The 19,172-nt window shown below is 38.9% G+C and carries 18 protein-coding genes; 10 read left to right on the plus strand and 8 right to left on the minus strand.

Annotated features, from left to right (window positions below; genetic code table 11):
* Positions 1–94: 94 nt before the first annotated feature.
* Positions 95–1,144: an NAD(P)-dependent alcohol dehydrogenase gene (locus tag ACSBL2_RS11655; protein ID WP_442591873.1), complete on the minus strand. Its 1,050-nt coding sequence runs from the start codon at positions 1,142–1,144 to the stop codon at positions 95–97.
* A gap of 7 nt (positions 1,145–1,151) precedes the next feature.
* Positions 1,152–1,670: a (R)-mandelonitrile lyase gene (locus ACSBL2_RS11660; protein WP_442591874.1), complete on the minus strand. Its 519-nt coding sequence runs from the start codon at positions 1,668–1,670 to the stop codon at positions 1,152–1,154.
* A gap of 150 nt (positions 1,671–1,820) precedes the next feature.
* Here ACSBL2_RS11660 and ACSBL2_RS11665 point away from each other — a divergent pair, with 150 nt between their 5' ends.
* From ACSBL2_RS11665 to ACSBL2_RS11675, 3 genes are all read left to right on the plus strand, one after another.
* Positions 1,821–2,717 carry a helix-turn-helix domain-containing protein gene (locus ACSBL2_RS11665; protein ID WP_442591875.1) on the plus strand — a complete coding sequence of 299 codons (897 nt, stop codon included), beginning with the start codon at positions 1,821–1,823 and terminating at the stop codon, positions 2,715–2,717.
* 199 nt (positions 2,718–2,916) lie between these two features.
* Positions 2,917–3,966: an NADP-dependent oxidoreductase gene (locus ACSBL2_RS11670; RefSeq protein WP_442591876.1), complete on the plus strand. Its 1,050-nt coding sequence runs from the start codon at positions 2,917–2,919 to the stop codon at positions 3,964–3,966.
* 115 nt (positions 3,967–4,081) lie between these two features.
* A complete protein-coding gene (locus tag ACSBL2_RS11675) occupies positions 4,082–4,993 on the plus strand; it encodes a helix-turn-helix domain-containing protein (protein ID WP_442591877.1) in 912 nt (303 codons plus the stop codon).
* A gap of 77 nt (positions 4,994–5,070) precedes the next feature.
* On the opposite strand, the gene ACSBL2_RS11680 is transcribed toward ACSBL2_RS11675, so the two are convergent.
* On the minus strand, positions 5,071–6,084 hold the full coding sequence (locus tag ACSBL2_RS11680; RefSeq protein WP_442591878.1) for a zinc-dependent alcohol dehydrogenase family protein: 1,014 nt from the start codon (positions 6,082–6,084) through the stop codon (positions 5,071–5,073).
* A gap of 130 nt (positions 6,085–6,214) precedes the next feature.
* Here ACSBL2_RS11680 and ACSBL2_RS11685 point away from each other — a divergent pair, with 130 nt between their 5' ends.
* A complete protein-coding gene (locus ACSBL2_RS11685) occupies positions 6,215–7,057 on the plus strand; it encodes an AraC family transcriptional regulator (RefSeq protein ID WP_442591879.1) in 843 nt (280 codons plus the stop codon).
* A 103-nt stretch (positions 7,058–7,160) separates the two neighbouring features.
* Here ACSBL2_RS11685 and ACSBL2_RS11690 read toward each other — a convergent pair whose 3' ends face one another.
* The 3 genes from ACSBL2_RS11690 to ACSBL2_RS11700 all read right to left on the minus strand — a co-directional run bounded on the left by ACSBL2_RS11690 (position 7,161) and on the right by ACSBL2_RS11700 (position 9,601).
* A complete protein-coding gene (locus ACSBL2_RS11690) occupies positions 7,161–7,640 on the minus strand; it encodes a hypothetical protein (RefSeq protein WP_442591880.1) in 480 nt (159 codons plus the stop codon).
* A gap of 8 nt (positions 7,641–7,648) precedes the next feature.
* Complete coding sequence (locus tag ACSBL2_RS11695; RefSeq protein WP_442591881.1) at positions 7,649–8,509, minus strand: AraC family transcriptional regulator; 861 nt, start codon at positions 8,507–8,509, stop codon at positions 7,649–7,651.
* 336 nt (positions 8,510–8,845) lie between these two features.
* Entirely contained in the window at positions 8,846–9,601 is a 756-nt protein-coding gene (locus tag ACSBL2_RS11700; protein ID WP_442591882.1) for a LuxR C-terminal-related transcriptional regulator, read from the minus strand.
* A gap of 362 nt (positions 9,602–9,963) precedes the next feature.
* Here ACSBL2_RS11700 and ACSBL2_RS11705 point away from each other — a divergent pair, with 362 nt between their 5' ends.
* Positions 9,964–11,559, plus strand: coding sequence for a hypothetical protein (locus ACSBL2_RS11705; protein WP_442591883.1), 1,596 nt, complete (start codon positions 9,964–9,966; stop codon positions 11,557–11,559).
* A 46-nt stretch (positions 11,560–11,605) separates the two neighbouring features.
* On the opposite strand, the gene ACSBL2_RS11710 is transcribed toward ACSBL2_RS11705, so the two are convergent.
* A complete protein-coding gene (locus tag ACSBL2_RS11710) occupies positions 11,606–12,433 on the minus strand; it encodes a hypothetical protein (RefSeq protein WP_442591884.1) in 828 nt (275 codons plus the stop codon).
* 2,394 nt (positions 12,434–14,827) lie between these two features.
* Here ACSBL2_RS11710 and ACSBL2_RS11715 point away from each other — a divergent pair.
* Together ACSBL2_RS11715 and ACSBL2_RS11720 are read left to right on the plus strand one after the other, a co-directional pair.
* Positions 14,828–15,220 carry a hypothetical protein gene (locus tag ACSBL2_RS11715; RefSeq protein WP_442591885.1) on the plus strand — a complete coding sequence of 131 codons (393 nt, stop codon included), beginning with the start codon at positions 14,828–14,830 and terminating at the stop codon, positions 15,218–15,220.
* Between the two features lie 716 nt (positions 15,221–15,936).
* Positions 15,937–16,353 carry a hypothetical protein gene (locus tag ACSBL2_RS11720; RefSeq protein WP_442591886.1) on the plus strand — a complete coding sequence of 139 codons (417 nt, stop codon included), beginning with the start codon at positions 15,937–15,939 and terminating at the stop codon, positions 16,351–16,353.
* Positions 16,354–16,411: 58 nt separating this feature from the next.
* Here the strand turns inward: ACSBL2_RS11720 and ACSBL2_RS11725 are convergent, their stop codons facing one another.
* The gene (locus tag ACSBL2_RS11725) at positions 16,412–17,086 is read right to left on the minus strand and encodes a hypothetical protein (protein ID WP_442591887.1); all 675 of its coding nucleotides are present in this window, start codon (positions 17,084–17,086) and stop codon (positions 16,412–16,414) included.
* A gap of 591 nt (positions 17,087–17,677) precedes the next feature.
* Between ACSBL2_RS11725 and ACSBL2_RS11730 the strand changes: the two genes are divergently transcribed.
* The 3 genes from ACSBL2_RS11730 (at position 17,678) to ACSBL2_RS11740 (ending at position 19,132) form a co-directional block, all read left to right on the plus strand.
* Positions 17,678–17,869 carry a hypothetical protein gene (locus tag ACSBL2_RS11730; RefSeq protein WP_442591888.1) on the plus strand — a complete coding sequence of 64 codons (192 nt, stop codon included), beginning with the start codon at positions 17,678–17,680 and terminating at the stop codon, positions 17,867–17,869.
* Between the two features lie 188 nt (positions 17,870–18,057).
* Positions 18,058–18,312, plus strand: coding sequence for a RidA family protein (locus tag ACSBL2_RS11735; protein WP_442591889.1), 255 nt, complete (start codon positions 18,058–18,060; stop codon positions 18,310–18,312).
* 217 nt (positions 18,313–18,529) lie between these two features.
* Positions 18,530–19,132: an RNA polymerase sigma-70 factor gene (locus ACSBL2_RS11740; RefSeq protein WP_442591890.1), complete on the plus strand. Its 603-nt coding sequence runs from the start codon at positions 18,530–18,532 to the stop codon at positions 19,130–19,132.
* Positions 19,133–19,172 lie beyond the last annotated feature (40 nt).

A 19,172-nucleotide genomic window follows, 5' to 3' on the forward strand; every position in this document is an offset into this window, starting at 1 on the left:
ATCCTATAAATCCACAAGCCCATTGAAAGATGAGCTTGTGGATCGGTGAACCTGCTGTGCTTATTCACTTACATTCTTGATTAATATGTAGGTATTATGCGGTTAATGTTTTCATATCAATTACAAAACGATACTTGACATCACCTTTCTCCAGTCTGTCGAACGCCTCATTGATTTGACTTGCCTGAATCAGTTCGATATCGGCCGTTACCTGATGCTCAGCGCAGAAATCTAATACTTCCTGTGTTTCGGCGATGCCACCAATATTGGAACCCGAGAAACTTTTGCGACCATTAACCACATTAAAGGCACCAATTTCTAAGGGTTGGTTTGGCAAACCTACAATGACCACAGCGCCATCAACTTTTAGTAAATTGAGATAAGCATTCACATCATGCTTTGCAGAAACGGTATCCAAAATCATATCCTGTTTTGGACAGTTACTCATTTGTGCCACATCGGTAGATAAAACTACATGGTCTGCTCCCAGGCGGTTGGCATCATCAGCCTTGCTTTGTGTCGTTGTAAAAACGGTAACCTCAGCACCCATGGCTTTGGCAATTTTAATCGCCATATGTCCCAATCCGCCGATACCAATAATACCTATTTTTTTGTGGGGACCTGCACCCCAATGTTTCAATGGTGAATAAACGGTAATGCCTGCGCACAGGATAGGCGCCGCACTGGCCAGGTCTAAGGTGTCCGGGACTTTAACCACATAGTTTTCATCAACAACTATAGCTTCAGAAAAACCGCCGTAGGTAGTGCCTCCGTATTTTTGGTCTGGCGAATTGAATACCACCGTCCAACCGTTTTCACAGTATTGCTCATCACCATGATGGCAGTGGTCGCAGTCGCGGCAACTGTCTACAATACAGCCAACGCCTGCTAAGTCGCCAACTTTAAATTTGCTTACCTTGCTGCCTGTTTTTTTAATCCTGCCTACGATTTCGTGGCCTGGAACCAAAGGATAGGTAGAACCGCCCCAATCATTACGGGCAGCGTGTAAATCTGAATGGCAGATACCGCAGTAAAGGATTTCTATTTCCACATCATTTGGCGAAAGATTTCTGCGTTCGATGCTTATGGGTTTTAATGGAGCTTCGGCAGCTTTGGTGCCAAAGGCTTTGGTTATGTTCATCATTTGTTGTTTATTTTGCTGTTTGGTTAGCACTTAAGAATTCGCTTTCTTTAACGGGCTCCAGCCAAACTACGTTCGTATCGTCCTGATAATTTGTTAAAGCAATATGTACCATTTTGCTTGTCGCATTGGCACCGTGCCAGTGCTCCTTATTTGCTGGAATATTTACCACATCGCCTTTGCGAATGATTTTGGCAGGATGCCCTTTTTCCTGATACAGGCCTTCGCCTTCGGTAACTATCAAAACCTGACCCTTTGGATGCGTATGCCAGTTGGTTCTTGCGCCGGGTTCGAACGTAACGCTGCCCATTACAAAGTCATTGTTCTTGTCTCTCGTTACCATGATATGTAAGAAAGCATTGCCGGTAAAATATTCGGCAGGTGTTTTGTCTCCCTGAGGAAATAAGGTGTTGGTTGGTGTATTTTCCATAACTTGAACTGATGCTGTGCGGTTGCAGGCAGTAGCGCCGAATAAAAGCGACGTTAAGGCGAGCAAACGGAATGGTGATATTGAAAAAATGTTTTTCATTGCGATTGAGGTAACCCTACAAAATTCGTGCATGTAATTGGGTTTCGTTTTATATAGAATACGGAAGTTTTTACCACTTTTACTTATTTGCCCTATAGCATTGCAGAAAGCCTGCAGGCATTAGTAAATTTGTTTCACAATCAACTGGATATGGAACAGATTAAGAGGATCGATACGGTAAAACAATACAATGAACATATTGGGGTAGATACCTTACACCCCTTGGTCAGTGTGGTCAATTTTAATGAAATACCGAAAGTGATTCATTTTAAGATGTACATCGGATTATACATCATTTTTTTCAAGAATATCAAATGTGGAGATATGATGTATGGTTGCCAATCTTACGATTATGACGAGGGTACTTTGGTCTTCATCTCACCTGGACAAGTCTATGGAATCGACAGCAAGGGCGTAGCCATGAAACCGTCCGGGTACGCATTGGTTTTCCACCCTGATTTGATTAAAGGAACCTCATTGGCCAAGACTATACAACAATACACCTTCTTCTCCTATGCCGTAAATGAGGCATTGCACTTATCCAAAAAAGAACGAAGTACCGTCATTGACAGCTTGAAAAAAATAGCTGAGGAAATCGATCAGCATATCGACAAACACAGCAAAACCTTAATTGTCTCAAATATTGAATTGTTTCTGAATTATGCCATGCGATTTTATGACCGGCAATTCATCACCAGAAGTAATGAGAATAAAGACATTCTGATGAAGTTTGAAGCTTTGCTACAGGATTATTTTGAATCGGATAAAGCGCGGCAGTATGGTTTGCCAAGTGTAGCCTGGTGTGCGAATGAGTTGAACTTGTCTGCCAATTATTTCGGTGACTTGATTAAAAAAGAAACGGGGAATACGGCTTTGGATTATATTCAATCGAAACTGATTAACGAAGCGACAACCAGGATATTCGACCCGACCAAATCAATTAGTGAAATTGCAGCTGAACTGGGATATAAATACCAGCAACATTTCACCCGTTTATTTAAGCAAAAGCTTGGGGTTACACCAAATGAGTACAGGAATTTGAATTAATCTGTTGCTTTTCCATTTCGCGAGTTTTTTTGGCTACATTTTTTACAGATTGGGCTAATTTTTGGTTCTGCTCTTTCATGAACTTTGTACCCATAGGAAAGAAGTTTTAAGGGAAAAAACCTGAAGATACAATCCAGTTCCTTGGGTATCCTGATAATTTCATTCTTCCATAAAATCTTATAAGATAAATGATCACAAGATGAATCAATTTGAAAAAATGGACAATAGCGAAGGTGTATCAATGATGAAGGCTATACGACAATATGCCTTCGGTGGCCCGGAGGTATTGCGTTACGAAGATGCACCGGTTCCTGAGCTTAAGTCTGGGGAGGTACGTGTTCGTGTTCACGCGGTTGGCATCAATCCGCCAGACTGGTATTTGCGGGACGGTTATAAGGCATTACCTCCGGAATGGCAGCCAAAGGTGAATTTTCCCGTTATTCTGGGCACAGATATTTCGGGTGTTATCGACGCTGTAGCTGATGATGTCAGTGAATTTTCTGTTGGAGACGAAGTTTACTCAATGGTTCGCTTTCCGACAGGAATGATGGGTGACAGTAAGGCTTATGCTGAGTATGTAAGCGTTCCAGTTTCTGAAGTTGCTCTTAAACCTGCGGGTATTGATCACCTGCATGCTTCCGGAGCCCCAATGTCGCTGCTTACTGCATGGCAGTTCCTGATTGATCTGGGGCATCATGAACCGAATGGACTTCAGCCGGCTCAACATCAACCTGTGTCGCTCAAAGGCAGGAAAGTACTCATTAATGGTGCGGGAGGTGGTGTTGGACACTTTGCTGTTCAGCTGGCAAAATGGAAAGGTGCATATGTTATTGCTGTGGCATCTGGTAAGCATGAATCATTGCTGCGGGAGCTTGGGGCCGATGAATTCATAGATTATACAAAGACTGCCGCAGAGGACGCTGTACATGACATTGATTTGGTTTTGGATGCCGTTGGGGGATCAGCAACAGGTCGTTTCCTGCATACACTCAAGCGGGGAGGTGCTTTATTCCCAGTATTTCCTCTGGGTTTCTCTGCTACCGAGGCAGCAGAGAAACTAGGTGTCACCGTTTCAGCAACACAGGTTCGCTCAAGCGGTGCACAGCTGGCAGAGATCGCTCCACTGTTGAATGACGGAACAGTTCGGGTAATCATTGACAGCATATTTCCACTTGCGGAAGCCCATAAAGCCCACGAACGTGCCGCTCTAGGAAATATTCAAGGCAAGATCGTTCTGGTCGTAAGTTAAAAGGACGGAGGCTAATCGCCAGCAGTGCCTGAACTTTCGACTGGGGTGGGAGAAAGGAGAACCGTGTGAGAAGGTAACAGGCACTATGTTAAGAATTAATGGTAAATTAGCGTAAATGATGAAAGCTAAATTGCAGCCAACCGTATTCAAAGGCATTTCAGCGTATATGCGGGATATGGGAATGCCCAAGCCTCTGCATCCTTTGGTCGCGCTGGTCAAATATGATAATGATCAAATAAGCCGTGCAAATGCCGGCCGGAGTTTTCTGGTCGACTTCTACAAGGTTTCCTTTAAAGAGGCCTTCAGCGGTCAGGTGAAATATGGACAGGGTTATTATGACTTTGAAGAAGGTGGCCTGGCTTTTTTCGCGCCAAACCAACTCATCACCATGTCAACAGAGGAAAGCTGTTATGAAGACGGGTACAACCTGTATTTTCATGCCGATCTGATCCGAAATTATCAACTGGGAAAGAATATTCATCAGTATGGTTTCTTCGCTTATGGGGTGAATGAAGCACTGCTGGTTTCAGATAAAGAAAAAAAGGTTCTTTTGGGATTGTTTGAAAACATTGCCTCAGAACTCGATCATCCTACAGATTCATTTAGTCAGGATGTGCTCGTCTCGCAGATAGAATTGTTGCTCAATTACAGTAACCGTTTTTATAACAGGCAATTTCTTACCAGAAAGGCCATTCATCACGATCTGATCAGCCAAATGGATAGCTATCTGGCTGATCAGATTGCAAAACAACCGGGAGGCATCCCTACGGTGCTAGAGGTGGCCAACCATCTCAACGTTTCCCCAAGATATCTTACAGATATGCTAAAATCGTTGACCGGACAAAGTGCACAACAACATATCCATGATAAATTAATTGAAACAGCCAAGACGGTATTGAACACCACAAGGTTGACCATTGCAGAAATTGCTTATTTACTGGGTTTTGAGCACCCACAGTCTTTTAACAAGCTATTTAAACGCTACACCAATCTATCACCTAATGCCTTTAGAAAATCTTTTGATTAATTCATCTCTGGATCACATGACAAGCGTAATGCCTTTAAAAAATCTTTAAAAACTATATTTGGTATTGCAGACACCCCTCAGACTGATAAAACAATCTTTCCCATGTGTTTTCCTTCTTCGAGTCGTTCGTAAGCCTCCTGTACCCGGTCTAACGAAAAAATACTGTCTATGACCGGGTGTATGTCATTCACTTCGATAGCGCGGTTTAGCGCAGTAAAACTTTCGGCACTGCCCACCGCAAGACCTTGTATGCGCAAAAAAGACATATTGATCTTTTGATCATGGATATTTAGCGGCAGGTCGGCTCCTGAAATGAATCCAGCTGTTCCTACAAATCCATTTTCTTTGACAGAGCGCAGTGAACGGACGATGGTCCTGGTTCCGGCTACGTCCAGGGTAATGTCTACACCTTCACCACCTGTCAATGACTGTACGCTTTCATGCCAATCGGGGTATTCGTTATAATTGATCACTGCATCAGCTCCCAGGGCGATCAGCCGTTCCGCTTTATCCTTATTGCTGGTCGTAGCGATCACCCTTGCCCCGGCAGCTTTTGCAATTTGCAGGGCGAAGAGGGATACACCACCCGTTCCCTGTGTAAGCACTGTTTGTCCGGGACGAAGGTTTGCCTGGTTGATCAGGCCTTGCCATGCCGTTAACGCGGCGATGGGCAAGGTTGCTGTCTCTTCATTACTTAGATTTGCAGGAGCCCTAACTACCCCATGCGCTGGCAGACAAACGTACTCTGCCATCACACCCGGCGTTTGCCAGGCTACCCGGACAGCATTGCTATTTTTGTCGATTAACCCTTTTGTCCAATTCTGTACATATTGTACAGCAACTCTGTCTCCTGCTTTCCATTGGGTCACATCACTGCCTATGGCTTCTATAATTCCTGCGCCGTCAGATGCCGGGATGTAGGGGAAAGACAGGTCTTTGTGAAAACTTCCATTCGCCAATATGGTATCCAGGTAATTTAAGGACACCGCTTTAATGTTCACTAATACTTCATTTGCCCTGGGTGTAGGTTTTTCGATTTCAGCGACCCGGAAATTCCTGATCCCGAAATTAGTCAGTTGAACTGCTTTCATATTTTTTAAATGTCTGATTGTCTTACAAATTTCGATTTCCCGAGGCTTCAGGAGCGGTCATCAGATCTGAAAAAACGGTATTATGATTGGATTAGGTTGATCTAAGCCCTTGAATAATTATGTTTGTAACATGGAACATCTGCATGACGTATTTGCCCTTGAAGTTGCCGAATTCCAGGAATGGAAAGAAAGAAGCAGGAAAAACAATTTCTTTGAGATTGTCTATGTGCTGGATGGCAGCGGCAGCCAGAGCGTGAATTACGTACAGTATCCTTATCGGAAAAACGATACTTTTCTACTGCCAACTGCAAAATGCCACCAGTATATTATCAAAGAGCCCACAAAGTTCTTATTTGTCCGCTTTACTGCCAGCTATTTTGTCCCCGCAGTGAATGATCGGGTGGATTACAGCCAGTGGTTCAGCAGGTTGAATTTCATCATCGGCAATCACCACCATCATCCCGGTGAACTGATCGATGATCCCCATGACAGGACACAGGTTAAAAGACTCCTGGACGTGATCCTGATGGAATATGAATCAAGAGATATCTGCTCTGCCTTTATTATACAGAATACGCTGGTATCTATTCTGGGGGTGATCTGCCGTAATATCCAGCGGAAGGTGTTAAAGGGGCGAAGGTTTACAGATAGCAAATTTGCTGATCTGCTCAACTTCATCAGCTTTAATATTCTGGATGCAGATAAATTATCTGTTCCCTATTTATCGGAAAAGTTCCATATCGCGGAGAGTTACTTTAGCGAGTACTTCCGGAGAAATGCTTCAGAAAGCTTCCAGGACTATGTCATCAAATCGAAGCTCAGGATTGCAGAATCGAGGGCGAGGTATACTGAATTACCTTTGAAGCAGATTGCTTTGGAATTGGGTTTTACAGACAGTAGTCACCTGAATAAATTGATGAAAAAGCACTTTGGAAAAGGGATGCGTGAAATTAGAAGTGGAAAAAATGAATAAGCGTTTTTAAATCTGTTATAAGTTGAACAAAAAGAGGAAATCATCACTGAACTTGGGCATAATACCATGGTTGTAGCCTTGGTCATAAATTCCAACTTTAAGTTTACGTCATTTGTAATACTCTCATTACGTCTTCAGCGTGTGTCCTGCAATAATATTGTACATAAGAGATATAAGGGATGAAGCAAATCACACTGATGAGCAGACTTTTGAAAAATTCTTTATAATCCGACACTTTGACAGCGAGATAGATCACATATAAAAGATTCAATGTCATTACAACGTGAGATAGTTGTGCAAATAGGTTGTTTCCCTCCCAGGAGAAATTGAAAATCCCCATCGTTCCGAAGAAATACATGGGTACCACGCCAATTAATAGAAACGTATTTTTCTTTTTCAACACCCATAGTGAAATGCCTATAATGTGTAGAATACTGGAGGGAGCACAGGCATTGTATATCATCCATTCCAAGGCACTTATTTTTAGTACATGTAAGAAATAGAATGAACTGCTAATTACTGCAAATCCTAAAAGTATCAATAACGATAGGCCTGTAATTTTATCTGTCTTCGTTAGTTCCATAATCTGGGTCATTTAATAGGGATATATATTTCTGTCTTTAATTTCGACTCGATTGTACGATTTGGGTTATTTAAGTATTTTTCTATGATTGGTGACTCCCTTAACTCATATCCGCTTTGAAGAAGCCATCTTGAAAAAATGGTATCATATACGACGGAGAGCTGATGATAAGGGCCTTGATACAGGAATACTGCAAATGATCCTCCTTCTAAATCTTTTACGCCTATATGGCTACTGGGCACGGGTTCCTTGTGGATGACGAGGCAAGCTTCATAACGACAATTCTCTGCATCTGTCACTTTAGGATCGTCATAACTGATCCCAATATTTTCGATTCCGGCGCTGAATAGTTTATTTGCTTTTACGTAATTCCACAACTGAGTCCATGCCGTGTCATAGTCGTTAGTAGAATAGTTGCCCCACAATCGTGTATAAATGACTTTTCGGGTCGGCAGCTCTTTTATGACTGGTCTTTTCAATTTCAAATTGTCATCGATAAGGGCTTTTCTCTTAATGGTAAATTCTTTGTTTTGCCTATATTCAGCCGGAGAAATTCCGAAGGCTTGTTTAAAAGCCTTTGATAGGGAAGAGGGTACTTCATATCCTGTCTTATAGGCAATCTCTTGAACTGATAGTTGAGAATAGCGAAGATAACGGGCAGCAGTCTCCAAACGAATACGGCTGATGTAGCCATAAAGTGGTTCTTTTAAAAAGGCCCTCATGATTTTGTGGAAATGAAATCTTGAAAAACAAGATATCTCGGCCAATGTTTTTATATCTAAAGATGATTCCAGGTGCTGGTTGATATATTCCACCACTTTATTTACCCTTTGCATGTAAATGTCGTTTGTACTTGTTTTCTTATGCATCTTGTTGTTTGTCTGGAGGTAAAGGTATTGAGTTTTTGGTGTGCCGACTTTTCCAAACTTGCTAAGTTATTCTCTACAGGGATCCCAAGAGCTAAGCTCACAGTTCCTTATATCATCATCCCGGGAGAAAGGCACAAAAAATTAAATTCCCCTTTCTTTCCAGAATTCTAAACGTTTTTTGTACATGAAAAAAATAAAATGGAAAAGGGGGGATTAGCTTTGATAACTATCCTGAAAATACATCAAAATAAGTTTTTTTGTCCTGAACATATCCTGTCGAATTGGTATTGGAGTGTGCCGCAACTGTTAGGAGCTGTAGTCGTTCATCTGTACGTATCAAATCAGTCCCTGTCTGGTACATTCGTTGATAAGCTGCGTAATGTTTTTACAATCTGTTTTTTCTAAAATGTTCTGTCTGTGTTTTTTAACAGTTGCGGCGGCTATAAATAGTTTTTCCGATATTTCATTACTGCTGAGGCCTTGTGAGACAAGCTTAAGAATCTGTTTTTCTCTTTTTGAAAAATATGGCAGAGGTTTTATTACCTCCTCCAGGCTCATATTCATATAAGAAGCTTCACCATTAAGACCAATGAGGGATATTTTACGTGTATTCAAATTGCTTAGGTGGTCAATGCGTGTATGAATATTCAGTGATTTACCTGATCTTCCGTCATCATCTAAACTAAGCAAAATTGCCTGATGGTTAAGCAGCACATATTCTCCGTTTGCCATCCGGCTTCGGAAAATATAGTTCATTTTGTAACTCAGGAGTTTTTCACGGGAAATCCGCTCGCGAAAGAATTTGGTAATAAATGCCTCTGCATCGGCTACAAAACTAACATCATCGGGATGGATGGTATTCAACACCTCATTAAACGTTACTTTTTCAGGATCCAGACCATGTATATACTCGATAGCAGGACTTACATGGGACAAAGACATATCGTAAAAATCAATGACATAAAAATAAAACGGGCCAACGCTAACAATAGCGTTTGTTAGCTCATCAAAACCAATCCTGGGAAAATCAGTGTTATGAAAAGCTCTGCTTTCCTGCCATATGGTATGCAGTTTTTGTAAATCTGTAGTCATGAGATGCGGTTAAAGATAGGATACGAATTAAATGAATAATCTCCACTATTCAAATAGGTAATTACCGTCCTTTTCTGTGTGTATAGGCAGGTTTTCCTGTTGAGGGACAGCTTGTTTCAAAATAGCTGAACAATTGAAGCAACATGCTGTGTGTACTATCCCTCCGCTTATTCTATACGATCGGCAAACACATCCGGATCTGGGCTCTTGTAAGAAAGATGAAATGCCAGTTGTAGGACTGGGGTATAAATGTTGGTTTATTAACCATAAAAATACTTACTTGTAAGTATTTTAGATCATAAGCTATAGCTGTAGATTAGGCCGTTAAAATAATCCTGCAACTTCCTTTATTACGCGACCATATGAAAAATATAATACTGCTGATGCTGGCAAATGCGTTTGCTTCAAGTGCCCAACAAAAACTCAGTGGAGCGATTGGCCCTATTTCCAGAGCGGGGTTAAGCCACTACACCCATGTAAACTGGGAAGTCTCGTATAAATTTGAAAAGCGAAATGATGACATTTATTTTGTGTATTACAACCCAAGGGTGAGCGTACCCAGTCATGCTTCTTATGCTACACCACAAAAGACCTACACCAAAGGAGATTTGGGACTGTCTGCCTGGCCACAAACCAATTTGCCACCCGCATCACTTAATGTACAAATCAATTGCATAACCCCAAATGGAACAACGGAACTGATAGGAGTTGCCATATCATACGCAAGTGAAGGAACCTATGGAACTAGGGTTTCTGCAGCGAAACTAGGCGGTAAAGAAATAGACCTCTCCGCGTTCAAACTTACCATAACCAAGGCCTATTACAGTCCGCAGCCCATACCAGAACTTGATAATATCATCAACCAAAAGAAAACCAGTAATACAACATCCGCAAACGCTCCGTCCTCAAACAATTTAAATAATTCCCAAAATACCAATAGTACCGCTACCTCCAGGACACAACCTGTGGCAACAGGACTACCCGCAAACACTTCAGGCAACGATCCTCTTGCAAACTATACACCTTCAAATGCCTATGCCGGATCAACTAAAACCGAAGTCTATATTCAGGCAGGTGCGACGATCCTGGGGAGTCTGGTAGAGCAGGTCAACGCAAACTACGAAAAGAAAATGGCGAGATGGCAAGCAGAATCTGACGCAAATTCGAAACGTATACAGGCCGCGCTAGAAAAGCGGCAGCAAATTAAATTTGTAACGGAATTTCTGCCATTGATTGAACAAGCCCAAAAAGGAGATGAAAATGTGAAAATGCTGCTGTATTTCGCAAGTAATGACCTGGCAAGTACCGCATATGTCCCTCAAGGGGAAGAATGGTTCAACGCAGCACTGGCCAATAATAATACAGATGCACTGTTACACAAGGCAAATTTAGTTTCCGGAAAGGTTGGCCATAGTGGTTATAATTTCGAAAATGCCATTCCATACTTGAAACAGGCCGGAGCCTTGGGCAGTGCTGATGCTTACGTAATTTTAGGCATGTATTACGATCTGTCATACAATCCAGGTAATGAATCCGCAATAGACTATTTCAAGAAGGCAGCTGAATTGGGAAGCCCCAATGCGATGTATTATTTAGGGATGATCTACAAGTATGGTCAAACTAATGACAATAAATCTTTGAAAAAAGTTTTTCGTAAGCACAACATTGTTCTTGATGAAAATATCTCGGTAGATTGGTTCAAAAAAGCATATGATGTGAGAAAAACGTTTAAGCAATCTCTATATTCAAGAAGTTCTGTTGTTGGTGGTTTGTATTTTTATGGCGGAGCTTCGTTGTACCTCCCTGACACATATGACCAACTTAAACAACTATATACAAAGGGCAAGGTTGTGAAAGATCTGGTCAAAGCTGCTGAATTGACGGCCTCGTATTCCGGAATTCCAAAAGTTAATATTATCGAATATGAAAAATTTGATAATATTAACAGATACCCCTGATGAAATGGAGTACAGCTTTCGGTAAACATGATGGATTCTTCCCATATTACCAATACGCGAATCTGCTTTCTGACTGAAAATTACCGGGATATTGAGTATTTGTGCTTTTCTCCGGATAGCCAGTTGCAGAATAGGTATAGGTTGATAAATATGTGTAAATAGGTGAGCCATCAATAGTAACAAGCATTTTTGTTCTATTATACTTATTAAAAAATGATAAGGGAGTAAATGTATACAAGACTTTATTATTTACGAACTCTACATCGAGCCAAGGCAATTTATAGAACGGATTATTGTTATGGTCAAATTCGTAAACGACTTGGGGTGCAGGCAGGTTCGGAACATTCCACCTTTCTCCGTAATCAGTATGGAGGTCAATAATCCTGAAAGGATACGACATGATATCATTATAGCTATATTCATTAATTATTTTATTGAAGAATTGGAGTTTAACCTTAACCGGTGTCTCGTCATTACCATATTCAAACGAATATTTAGCAGGTTGTGAAGGGAAAACATTCAAAGCCGGCTGGATAGAAATCTCTGAAAGTTTATTGTTGACATAGGTAAATTTCACATCTGATGCTGAATCATAACTATTGCCAGATAAACTCTTTACGTAACTTTTAGCACCCGTTAAGATGCCTGCTTCATAGATGTATTCGAAATAACTTTGTAATACGCCACCGGAGTATTTTTTCGCACTTTTTAAGTTACCCTTTTGGTCATAATCAAAAGTAACTTTCTGATCAAGCCCCGAGGAGTTTGTGGTAGTTGCCATTTTTAGTTTCAACGAGAGAAGGGATTCTTCTTCCTCTTTTTTACAGGCCGCAAAAGCTATTGAAATAATACAGAATAATAGTAGTTTTTTCATCGTATGTATAAGATTTAAAGTAGTATGACTAGGTGCGATTTCCTTATAAAAGATAGGTGTAAAATATACAGCTCTTGTCCTATTATGTACGGGGCTTGCCTAAGAACGGTATGGGGAAATAATCTTAGGTTTGACCTACAGCTGTCCGACATATTGAGAGTACTTCACATAAAAAGTAGGTCATACAAATCGCTAAGTTCATAAGTTTATTGTTATTATTTACATGGGTAGATGGAAAGAATTTAGTCCTACATTTGAGTAGTAATGATATCCAAATTAACTACAAAGGCAAAATGGTATCTCTAAATATTTATATTAACAATAATGGCTATACAATGAAAAGAGTGCCAAACCCACCATATTTTCCAATTTTTAAAGGTACATGGAAATGAGAAGCAAAAAAAACAAATTTATAAGATATAAAGTGCTCGCAACATTTGTTGCTATTTCAATTTTACTATTTATTATTGGAAGAATAATTACAGGAACTATTTATGCTGGCAACAGCTTCGATAACCCTTTAGCTGGAATGCTATTTGGTATCGATCTTGTAAATGGTTTCTTATGTATGTATTTATTTATTCTATTTTTTTTAGCAATAATAGGATTACATAGATCCAAGATTACAGCCAGAACTGAATATATTAAAGGTTTTAAGCTTTCAATAATGTTTTGTATTGTACTATCGGTATTTTATTTGATATTTCTATTGTCCTCGTATGGATAAGAGTAATGATGTTAAGTTTTGTGAGTGGCAATCGAAGAAGATTAAAGTGGTTGTCTTATGATTTATTATGTATAAGATTTAAAGTAGTATGGCTAGGCGCGATTTCCTTATAGAAGATAGGTGTAAAATATACAGCTCTTGTCCTATTATGTACGGGGCTTGCCTAAGAGCGGTATGGAGAAGGAGAGACAATACGCCCTATCAAACTTGAATTAGTTTTATCTTATCGACGCTGATGTGTTTATCGATAATAGTTTTTCTAAAATATCAATATGTGGTTTGATAATGATAATATGTGGTGAGTTTTGTTTTTTATTGATAAATATATTTGATTTATAAAATGAATCTCTATCCGGTTAAATTCTTTTTTATCCACTATTGGTTAAAAAAGAATTTCTGATTTTAGATGTGTTTACCGGAATGCACTAAAATTTTGATGGTAGAAATTTATAGAATTTGTTTTGAGCTCAATATCTTATTGCGTAACCTATTGTGGGTTAACTTATTTCTTTCTAAAACAAGAAATAAGACTAGGTTACTTTGTGGTAGCTCCTTTACTTGTTTTGATCGGGGTAAATTACTTGATACTTTATAATGGAAAAAGGTAGTTTGTAGTTATTATGAAATACCATTCAGGGGGGACTGAGCCATTGTCGATAGTCTTAGGATTAATCTTTACCTGGACATTAGGTACAGGAGATGATTATAGAACATTTAATAATGACTAATAATGAGGCTGTTTCAAATTCATTTCAAGATGCCCGGGTTGTTAATCAAGCAAGAGAATATTGGCATCAACAAGTTAATGCTTGTAACAAGGCGATTTATGATGGCTTGACTAAACTTCTTAGGTAAAAAGGTTTGGAGTGGTGGGCCACTTACAGGAGGGTTTGCATTAGGCAATGGGATTATAGAACCTGGATCCTGGCTATATAATGATAAATCAATTGAACAAAATGTATTTGACGAATAAGAACTAAGCTAAATGATTATAGATTTTATAACTTTTATTACGAATAGATTTTTGATTATAGTAAATAAAGCAGAAGATGACATCAAGAATAGATGTATCAATTTGGTGTGCATTAATACTTTTAATTATCTGATTTTTGTATTTTCAATATTTTATATGTGGTTGATTAGTAGTCTCATAATTGAATACAATAAGCTTTTTTTTTCTTTATTTGTAATTCTATTATTTTTTTTGATTTTTTTAATGCTAAGGCGTAGGTACATGGTGAGTTATGGATCAGTAATTGAAAAATATAAAAACAAGTATAGTTTTAATAACCACATAATTAGTTTCCTATTCATAATAATCTTTTTCACTCCGATTTTTGGAATAGGCTTTGGAATGGTAATTCTCAGAGATTTACTATATCATAGTTAAAATTTGTGTTTCGGTTTTAAGAATTTCTGTGACACAGATCTTTTTATCTATTCCTTAAACCAGATATAAAGCAGCGATGGGATAAATTTTATTTTTACTATCCAAAATACAACCAGGTTTAAATTATTAATGTATGGTTTTGCAACAGATTGGAATCGTTCAACATGGGACCCAGTGGGTAATCTAGCCACCCATTTTTTTACTAAACCAATAAACTTTAATAGAATTGATATATTAGAATAAACATATGAAAGTTTTTATAAACATGCTCCATTTTATGATGATAGTTACCCTATGTTTCGGCTGCGGTCGTGAAGCATATTATAAAGATCTCAATGGTGGCTATTATATATCAGCGACTGGTGTAGACGAAGATATGTCGTTAGGGTATCAAGATGGTGAATATGGTATTGGAGTAATAGATGCTACAGTATTTGCAGTTGGTCAAAATAATAGTTTTATAGTTGTAAAGCAACACCCAAGAAGTTTTCCCGATAAGCCAGATAAAGGAGTTATTAATTACTATATTATTCCTTTAAAAACTAAACTCACTAAATCGGCTGATAAAAGTTTTTACGGTCCCCTAAATTTAAGTGAATTTGAAAAAAAAGAACAAGATCTGAATATTAAAGATCTTGTTTTTACACATGTTTTCAAAGATCTTGAATGATAACAAATTGGGCCATACCACCTTCGCTTTTGCTTTTAAGTGCGGTTATGATTTTTATGACGAACAGACAGCTGATTAGCTGTAGATTATTCTAAATGTGTATTTGTTAGTGTGTGTGTTATATCTTTTTCAATTCAAAATACTATAAGTCTTAAATCGATAATGTATAATTTTATTTTTAACTGGATTTATCGATACCATGAAAAAGGTGGTAATACTGTGAATAGAGAAACAGCCTCTGGAGCAGTAGCCTTGACTATTCTCATACACGTATTTCTGATACTAAAAATTATTGAAATTTGTTTTGAAGTGAATTTCTCCTATAATTTGACTGATAGCTATTCTACCAATAAAATTTTATTGTTCCCTTTTGGGTTGGTTTATTTTTCTTTATTTTCCTGGTTTTATACAAAAAAACGGGCTATTAGAATAGTTAAGAACTATAAGGAAAATTATCAGTTGTATACCGTGATAAATTTCATGTGGCTATGCATTATGGTGGTCGTGCCATTGGTACTACTTATATGTTTAACTAATAACCATTTGAAGTAAAGTGATCATTTTTAGTTAATAGCAATAGCTAGTCACTAAAAAGTTTATGTAACAACTTGGAATGGAAATGGGGTTGGGCTTGGTGATTATTTCACTCCTGATTCTCCTGCTAAATTAACGAATGCACACCTTTGTATTTTTTCACAATAGTATAATATGTAGTCATGAAAGTTTTTATAGTAAGTTTGGCACTTCTTTTATTTAGTACTCATCACCGATCTAATAAGTCTCTTATAGAAAGGATTAAGATTGGGAAATTTTCATTTCTAATTTATAAGGAAGGTTTCTACTCACATGATGATGACTGGCATGCAGAATATTTTGTTGTTAGAAAACCAGGACAGTTGAAAGAATTATGTAGTTCGTATATGACAGCGAAACGAAATGATTCCACTTTTATAGAGGGAAGATATCGGGTGTTCAATGGTAAATTAGAATTTACAGAATGTTATTATTTTAGTAGAAATACTGTTTCATTGGATTCATTGAAATTAACATTTATTCCAACCAAAAATGGGACGTTGCGACTAGCGCAAACTGTTGAATTTAAGGGTGGTAAGTCAGTGGTAGCCTTTCCCTGACATAAAAACATGAGAGGCAATCACTTGTACCTTGGACAAATTCTAGGATGCTGTGCTTCTATTTTTGGTCTTCCACTTTCGTTTTCTTTCTCCTGGCAATGGTTTTAGCCAATTGTTTTTCTGTGATTTCCCGAAGTTCCGCAAGACTCTTTTTCAAATCAATGATCAATTCAATGAGCAATTGTACATGGAGGTCGTCTGTATTTAACAGTCTGAAACACTGGTCATCGGGTAGATTAAACTGTTTTCTCAATATAGATGGTACCCTATAGCTTTGAGCCGTTAATACACAGGCGTAGGTGAACAAACACTTTATAGTTTCCACTAACAAGCGTTCATAATACTGCCTTAGTTTTTTATAACTTTTTGATTTTTTGTACATCAGGTAATAGGGTTTATACCTGTCGCCTTCATTGTCTAATACTTCATCATTAAAGTCATGAATCTCGTCAATGTTGAGGATGTTTATCAACTTCAATTTATAGGCTACCAGTTTGCCATTCGCTTCAGCACAATTGGTCACATATAGATCTCCGGTATTTTGGAAAAATGCCAAATCCAGCACTGGTACCTCATCCGGATCATGAAATTCTTTGCTGTACATTTTCATAGATCGTTTGAAGGTTAAAACATAGGCATATTCGTAAACATCATCTATTATCAGGGAAATCATATTGCCCAGGCCTCTTAGGCAAATATCAACGTCGAATGGGTCATTTACAGAAGTTTTCATCGTGGTCTGTTTTCTAGGTTAGCAGTGGTGTTCTCTTCTCAGTTTCTACAATTGATTTGTTGGACGAATGTATTTCAAATTACTGAAAATTCCACATATTTTATCCGGCGTGTCTTTGTTTGTCTTCATTTGTCAGGTGTGAACAGGACAAATGAAGACAAACCACTTAAGGTATCTGGCCATCGGTCATATTTTGAAATTATTCTCCAGTTGATTAAACACAGCATCTCAAATTGGATCCAGGTTCGTGAAATTCATCCGGATTATTGATGTGCTGGTTAATAATGCCGAGGTACGTGTTCTTGAACGATTCGGTACGTCCTCGGGCAGGGTGCCATTCAAATCCGAGTTAGGTAAGGTCTACGAGCGTTTTTTTTTACTAGTTGTTTTTGGTGGCACCTAGACCTTACCTGAGGCTCAGTTGAAACGTACCTTCCCCGAACAGTTCTACAGCACTTACCCTACAGTTCAGGAGGAATCTTTGAATTAGCCCAGTAGTTGTTTTAATTCACTGTTGCTGTTTTTACCCTACGGCATCAGGAGAACTATAAAGGCTAATAATCTCAGCTTAAACATCTTTAAAATTTAGAAATGAAACACGAAAGAAAGATGGCAATGGTAGTTAACGAGGTAAGGAGGGAAGACGAAGATAGTCTTGATGTTTTATTTTGGCTAAGTAAAACTGCTTCTGAAAGGCTTTTTGAAGTAAGTAGTTTACGAAGAAATTATTTCACATGGACGGACGGTCTTTTTTCTGATACAATGCTAAAAATAAGTGGCTGACTGTAAATACCGTGGGTAAAAAAATAAAGGTATTCATGACCTGTATTTTCTTTTCGAAGGTGCCAAAGATGATTCATTTGATTTTGATTGGTGGAAATTCATTAGATAATTTCTGCTCATGTCAGCAGGTAGTGGTACGGAAAACAAATTGGCAGTTCAAGGAATGGTTTTGATATCAGATGGTTACCATGCTGAACATCATTGCAATCCTGAAGGAAGCGACTGGTGGAGATTTGAACAGCGTAAAACGTTGTGTACAGCTTATCGGTACATTTAGCACCAGTGATTCTTATACCAATCACGCTGTATTGATGAATGCTGCCTCGGATTTGACCGTAGAAATATTTGGGGAGAAAGGAAAACACACGCGAAACACCAGTAGGGTATACTCTTTACCATTGAACTCATCCGTTTCCATCCAGGCTATTTTTGAGATAGAATGATGAACTGTTTTTTTTAAATTTAATGTGATCCCTCCCGCTTGGCGCGAAAATAAGATTTCAAGTAATATTTAACGTTGAGCACATTTAAGTAATGGATGCTGCGGTTTTTTCAATTTAGTTGGGATGCGCTAAGACCAATAAAACAGCATCCTGCTACATTTAATATTAAAATAAATCCGCATATTGCCTTCACTGATTTTGCAGTAATGGGTTGGCAATGGAAATGACGAACGCGCTTGATGATAGGTATTGGATGGAAGAATGGACAAAGGCCAATGAGAAAGCATTATCCCATTTTTTTAAGCGATACGCCAAATCCCTGGTTTTTTTTACCAACCGCCTTTTAAATGACCGGCAGGAAGCTGAAGACATTGTGTCGGGATGTTTTGCCAAACTTTGGGAACGGCGTAACAGTTTTCAGACGGCAGAGAATATCAAGGCCTTTCTCTATCTCAGTTGTCGTAATGCTTGCTTAAACAGACTCAGGCATTTAAAAGTGAGGACGATGGCTCAGCAGGAGTATTACGACCAACTTCTGGATTCGAAGGAGAATGTGCTCCTGCAAATGGTTAAAGCGGAAATTCTTGAGGAGTTAAACAGGGAGATTGAATTGTTGCCGGAGAATTACCGGCAGGTTTTTAAGCTGATTTATTTCAACCAGGAGAAAACCGACCAGATCGCCGCACGACTGGGACTCTCTGTCCAAACGGTGAGGAATTACAAAACCCGGGCAGTTGAACTGCTGAAAACTGCCATGCTGAAAAAGGGATTGTCGGCTACCGGACTACTCGCGTTGATGTACTATTTAGACGGCCAGTAAAATAAATTCATTTTTTTGGGTTGTTCTGTTAGCTCAGGTG

It is taken from the genome of Pedobacter sp. AW31-3R, assembly GCF_052180285.1.
GTDB lineage: Bacteria > Bacteroidota > Bacteroidia > Sphingobacteriales > Sphingobacteriaceae > Pedobacter.

Coding starts and splice junctions, on each gene's coding strand:
- ACSBL2_RS11655 (WP_442591873.1), bottom strand. CDS start 1,144: ATGATGAACATAACCAAAGCCTTTGGCACCAAAGCTGCCGAAGCTCCA.
- ACSBL2_RS11660 (WP_442591874.1), bottom strand. CDS start 1,670: ATGAAAAACATTTTTTCAATATCACCATTCCGTTTGCTCGCCTTAACG.
- ACSBL2_RS11665 (WP_442591875.1), top strand. CDS start 1,821: ATGGAACAGATTAAGAGGATCGATACGGTAAAACAATACAATGAACAT.
- ACSBL2_RS11670 (WP_442591876.1), top strand. CDS start 2,917: ATGAATCAATTTGAAAAAATGGACAATAGCGAAGGTGTATCAATGATG.
- ACSBL2_RS11675 (WP_442591877.1), top strand. CDS start 4,082: ATGATGAAAGCTAAATTGCAGCCAACCGTATTCAAAGGCATTTCAGCG.
- ACSBL2_RS11680 (WP_442591878.1), bottom strand. CDS start 6,084: ATGAAAGCAGTTCAACTGACTAATTTCGGGATCAGGAATTTCCGGGTC.
- ACSBL2_RS11685 (WP_442591879.1), top strand. CDS start 6,215: ATGGAACATCTGCATGACGTATTTGCCCTTGAAGTTGCCGAATTCCAG.
- ACSBL2_RS11690 (WP_442591880.1), bottom strand. CDS start 7,640: ATGGAACTAACGAAGACAGATAAAATTACAGGCCTATCGTTATTGATA.
- ACSBL2_RS11695 (WP_442591881.1), bottom strand. CDS start 8,509: ATGCATAAGAAAACAAGTACAAACGACATTTACATGCAAAGGGTAAAT.
- ACSBL2_RS11700 (WP_442591882.1), bottom strand. CDS start 9,601: ATGACTACAGATTTACAAAAACTGCATACCATATGGCAGGAAAGCAGA.
- ACSBL2_RS11705 (WP_442591883.1), top strand. CDS start 9,964: ATGAAAAATATAATACTGCTGATGCTGGCAAATGCGTTTGCTTCAAGT.
- ACSBL2_RS11710 (WP_442591884.1), bottom strand. CDS start 12,433: ATGAAAAAACTACTATTATTCTGTATTATTTCAATAGCTTTTGCGGCC.
- ACSBL2_RS11715 (WP_442591885.1), top strand. CDS start 14,828: ATGATGATAGTTACCCTATGTTTCGGCTGCGGTCGTGAAGCATATTAT.
- ACSBL2_RS11720 (WP_442591886.1), top strand. CDS start 15,937: ATGAAAGTTTTTATAGTAAGTTTGGCACTTCTTTTATTTAGTACTCAT.
- ACSBL2_RS11725 (WP_442591887.1), bottom strand. CDS start 17,086: ATGAAAACTTCTGTAAATGACCCATTCGACGTTGATATTTGCCTAAGA.
- ACSBL2_RS11730 (WP_442591888.1), top strand. CDS start 17,678: ATGAAACACGAAAGAAAGATGGCAATGGTAGTTAACGAGGTAAGGAGG.
- ACSBL2_RS11735 (WP_442591889.1), top strand. CDS start 18,058: ATGCTGAACATCATTGCAATCCTGAAGGAAGCGACTGGTGGAGATTTG.
- ACSBL2_RS11740 (WP_442591890.1), top strand. CDS start 18,530: ATGGAAATGACGAACGCGCTTGATGATAGGTATTGGATGGAAGAATGG.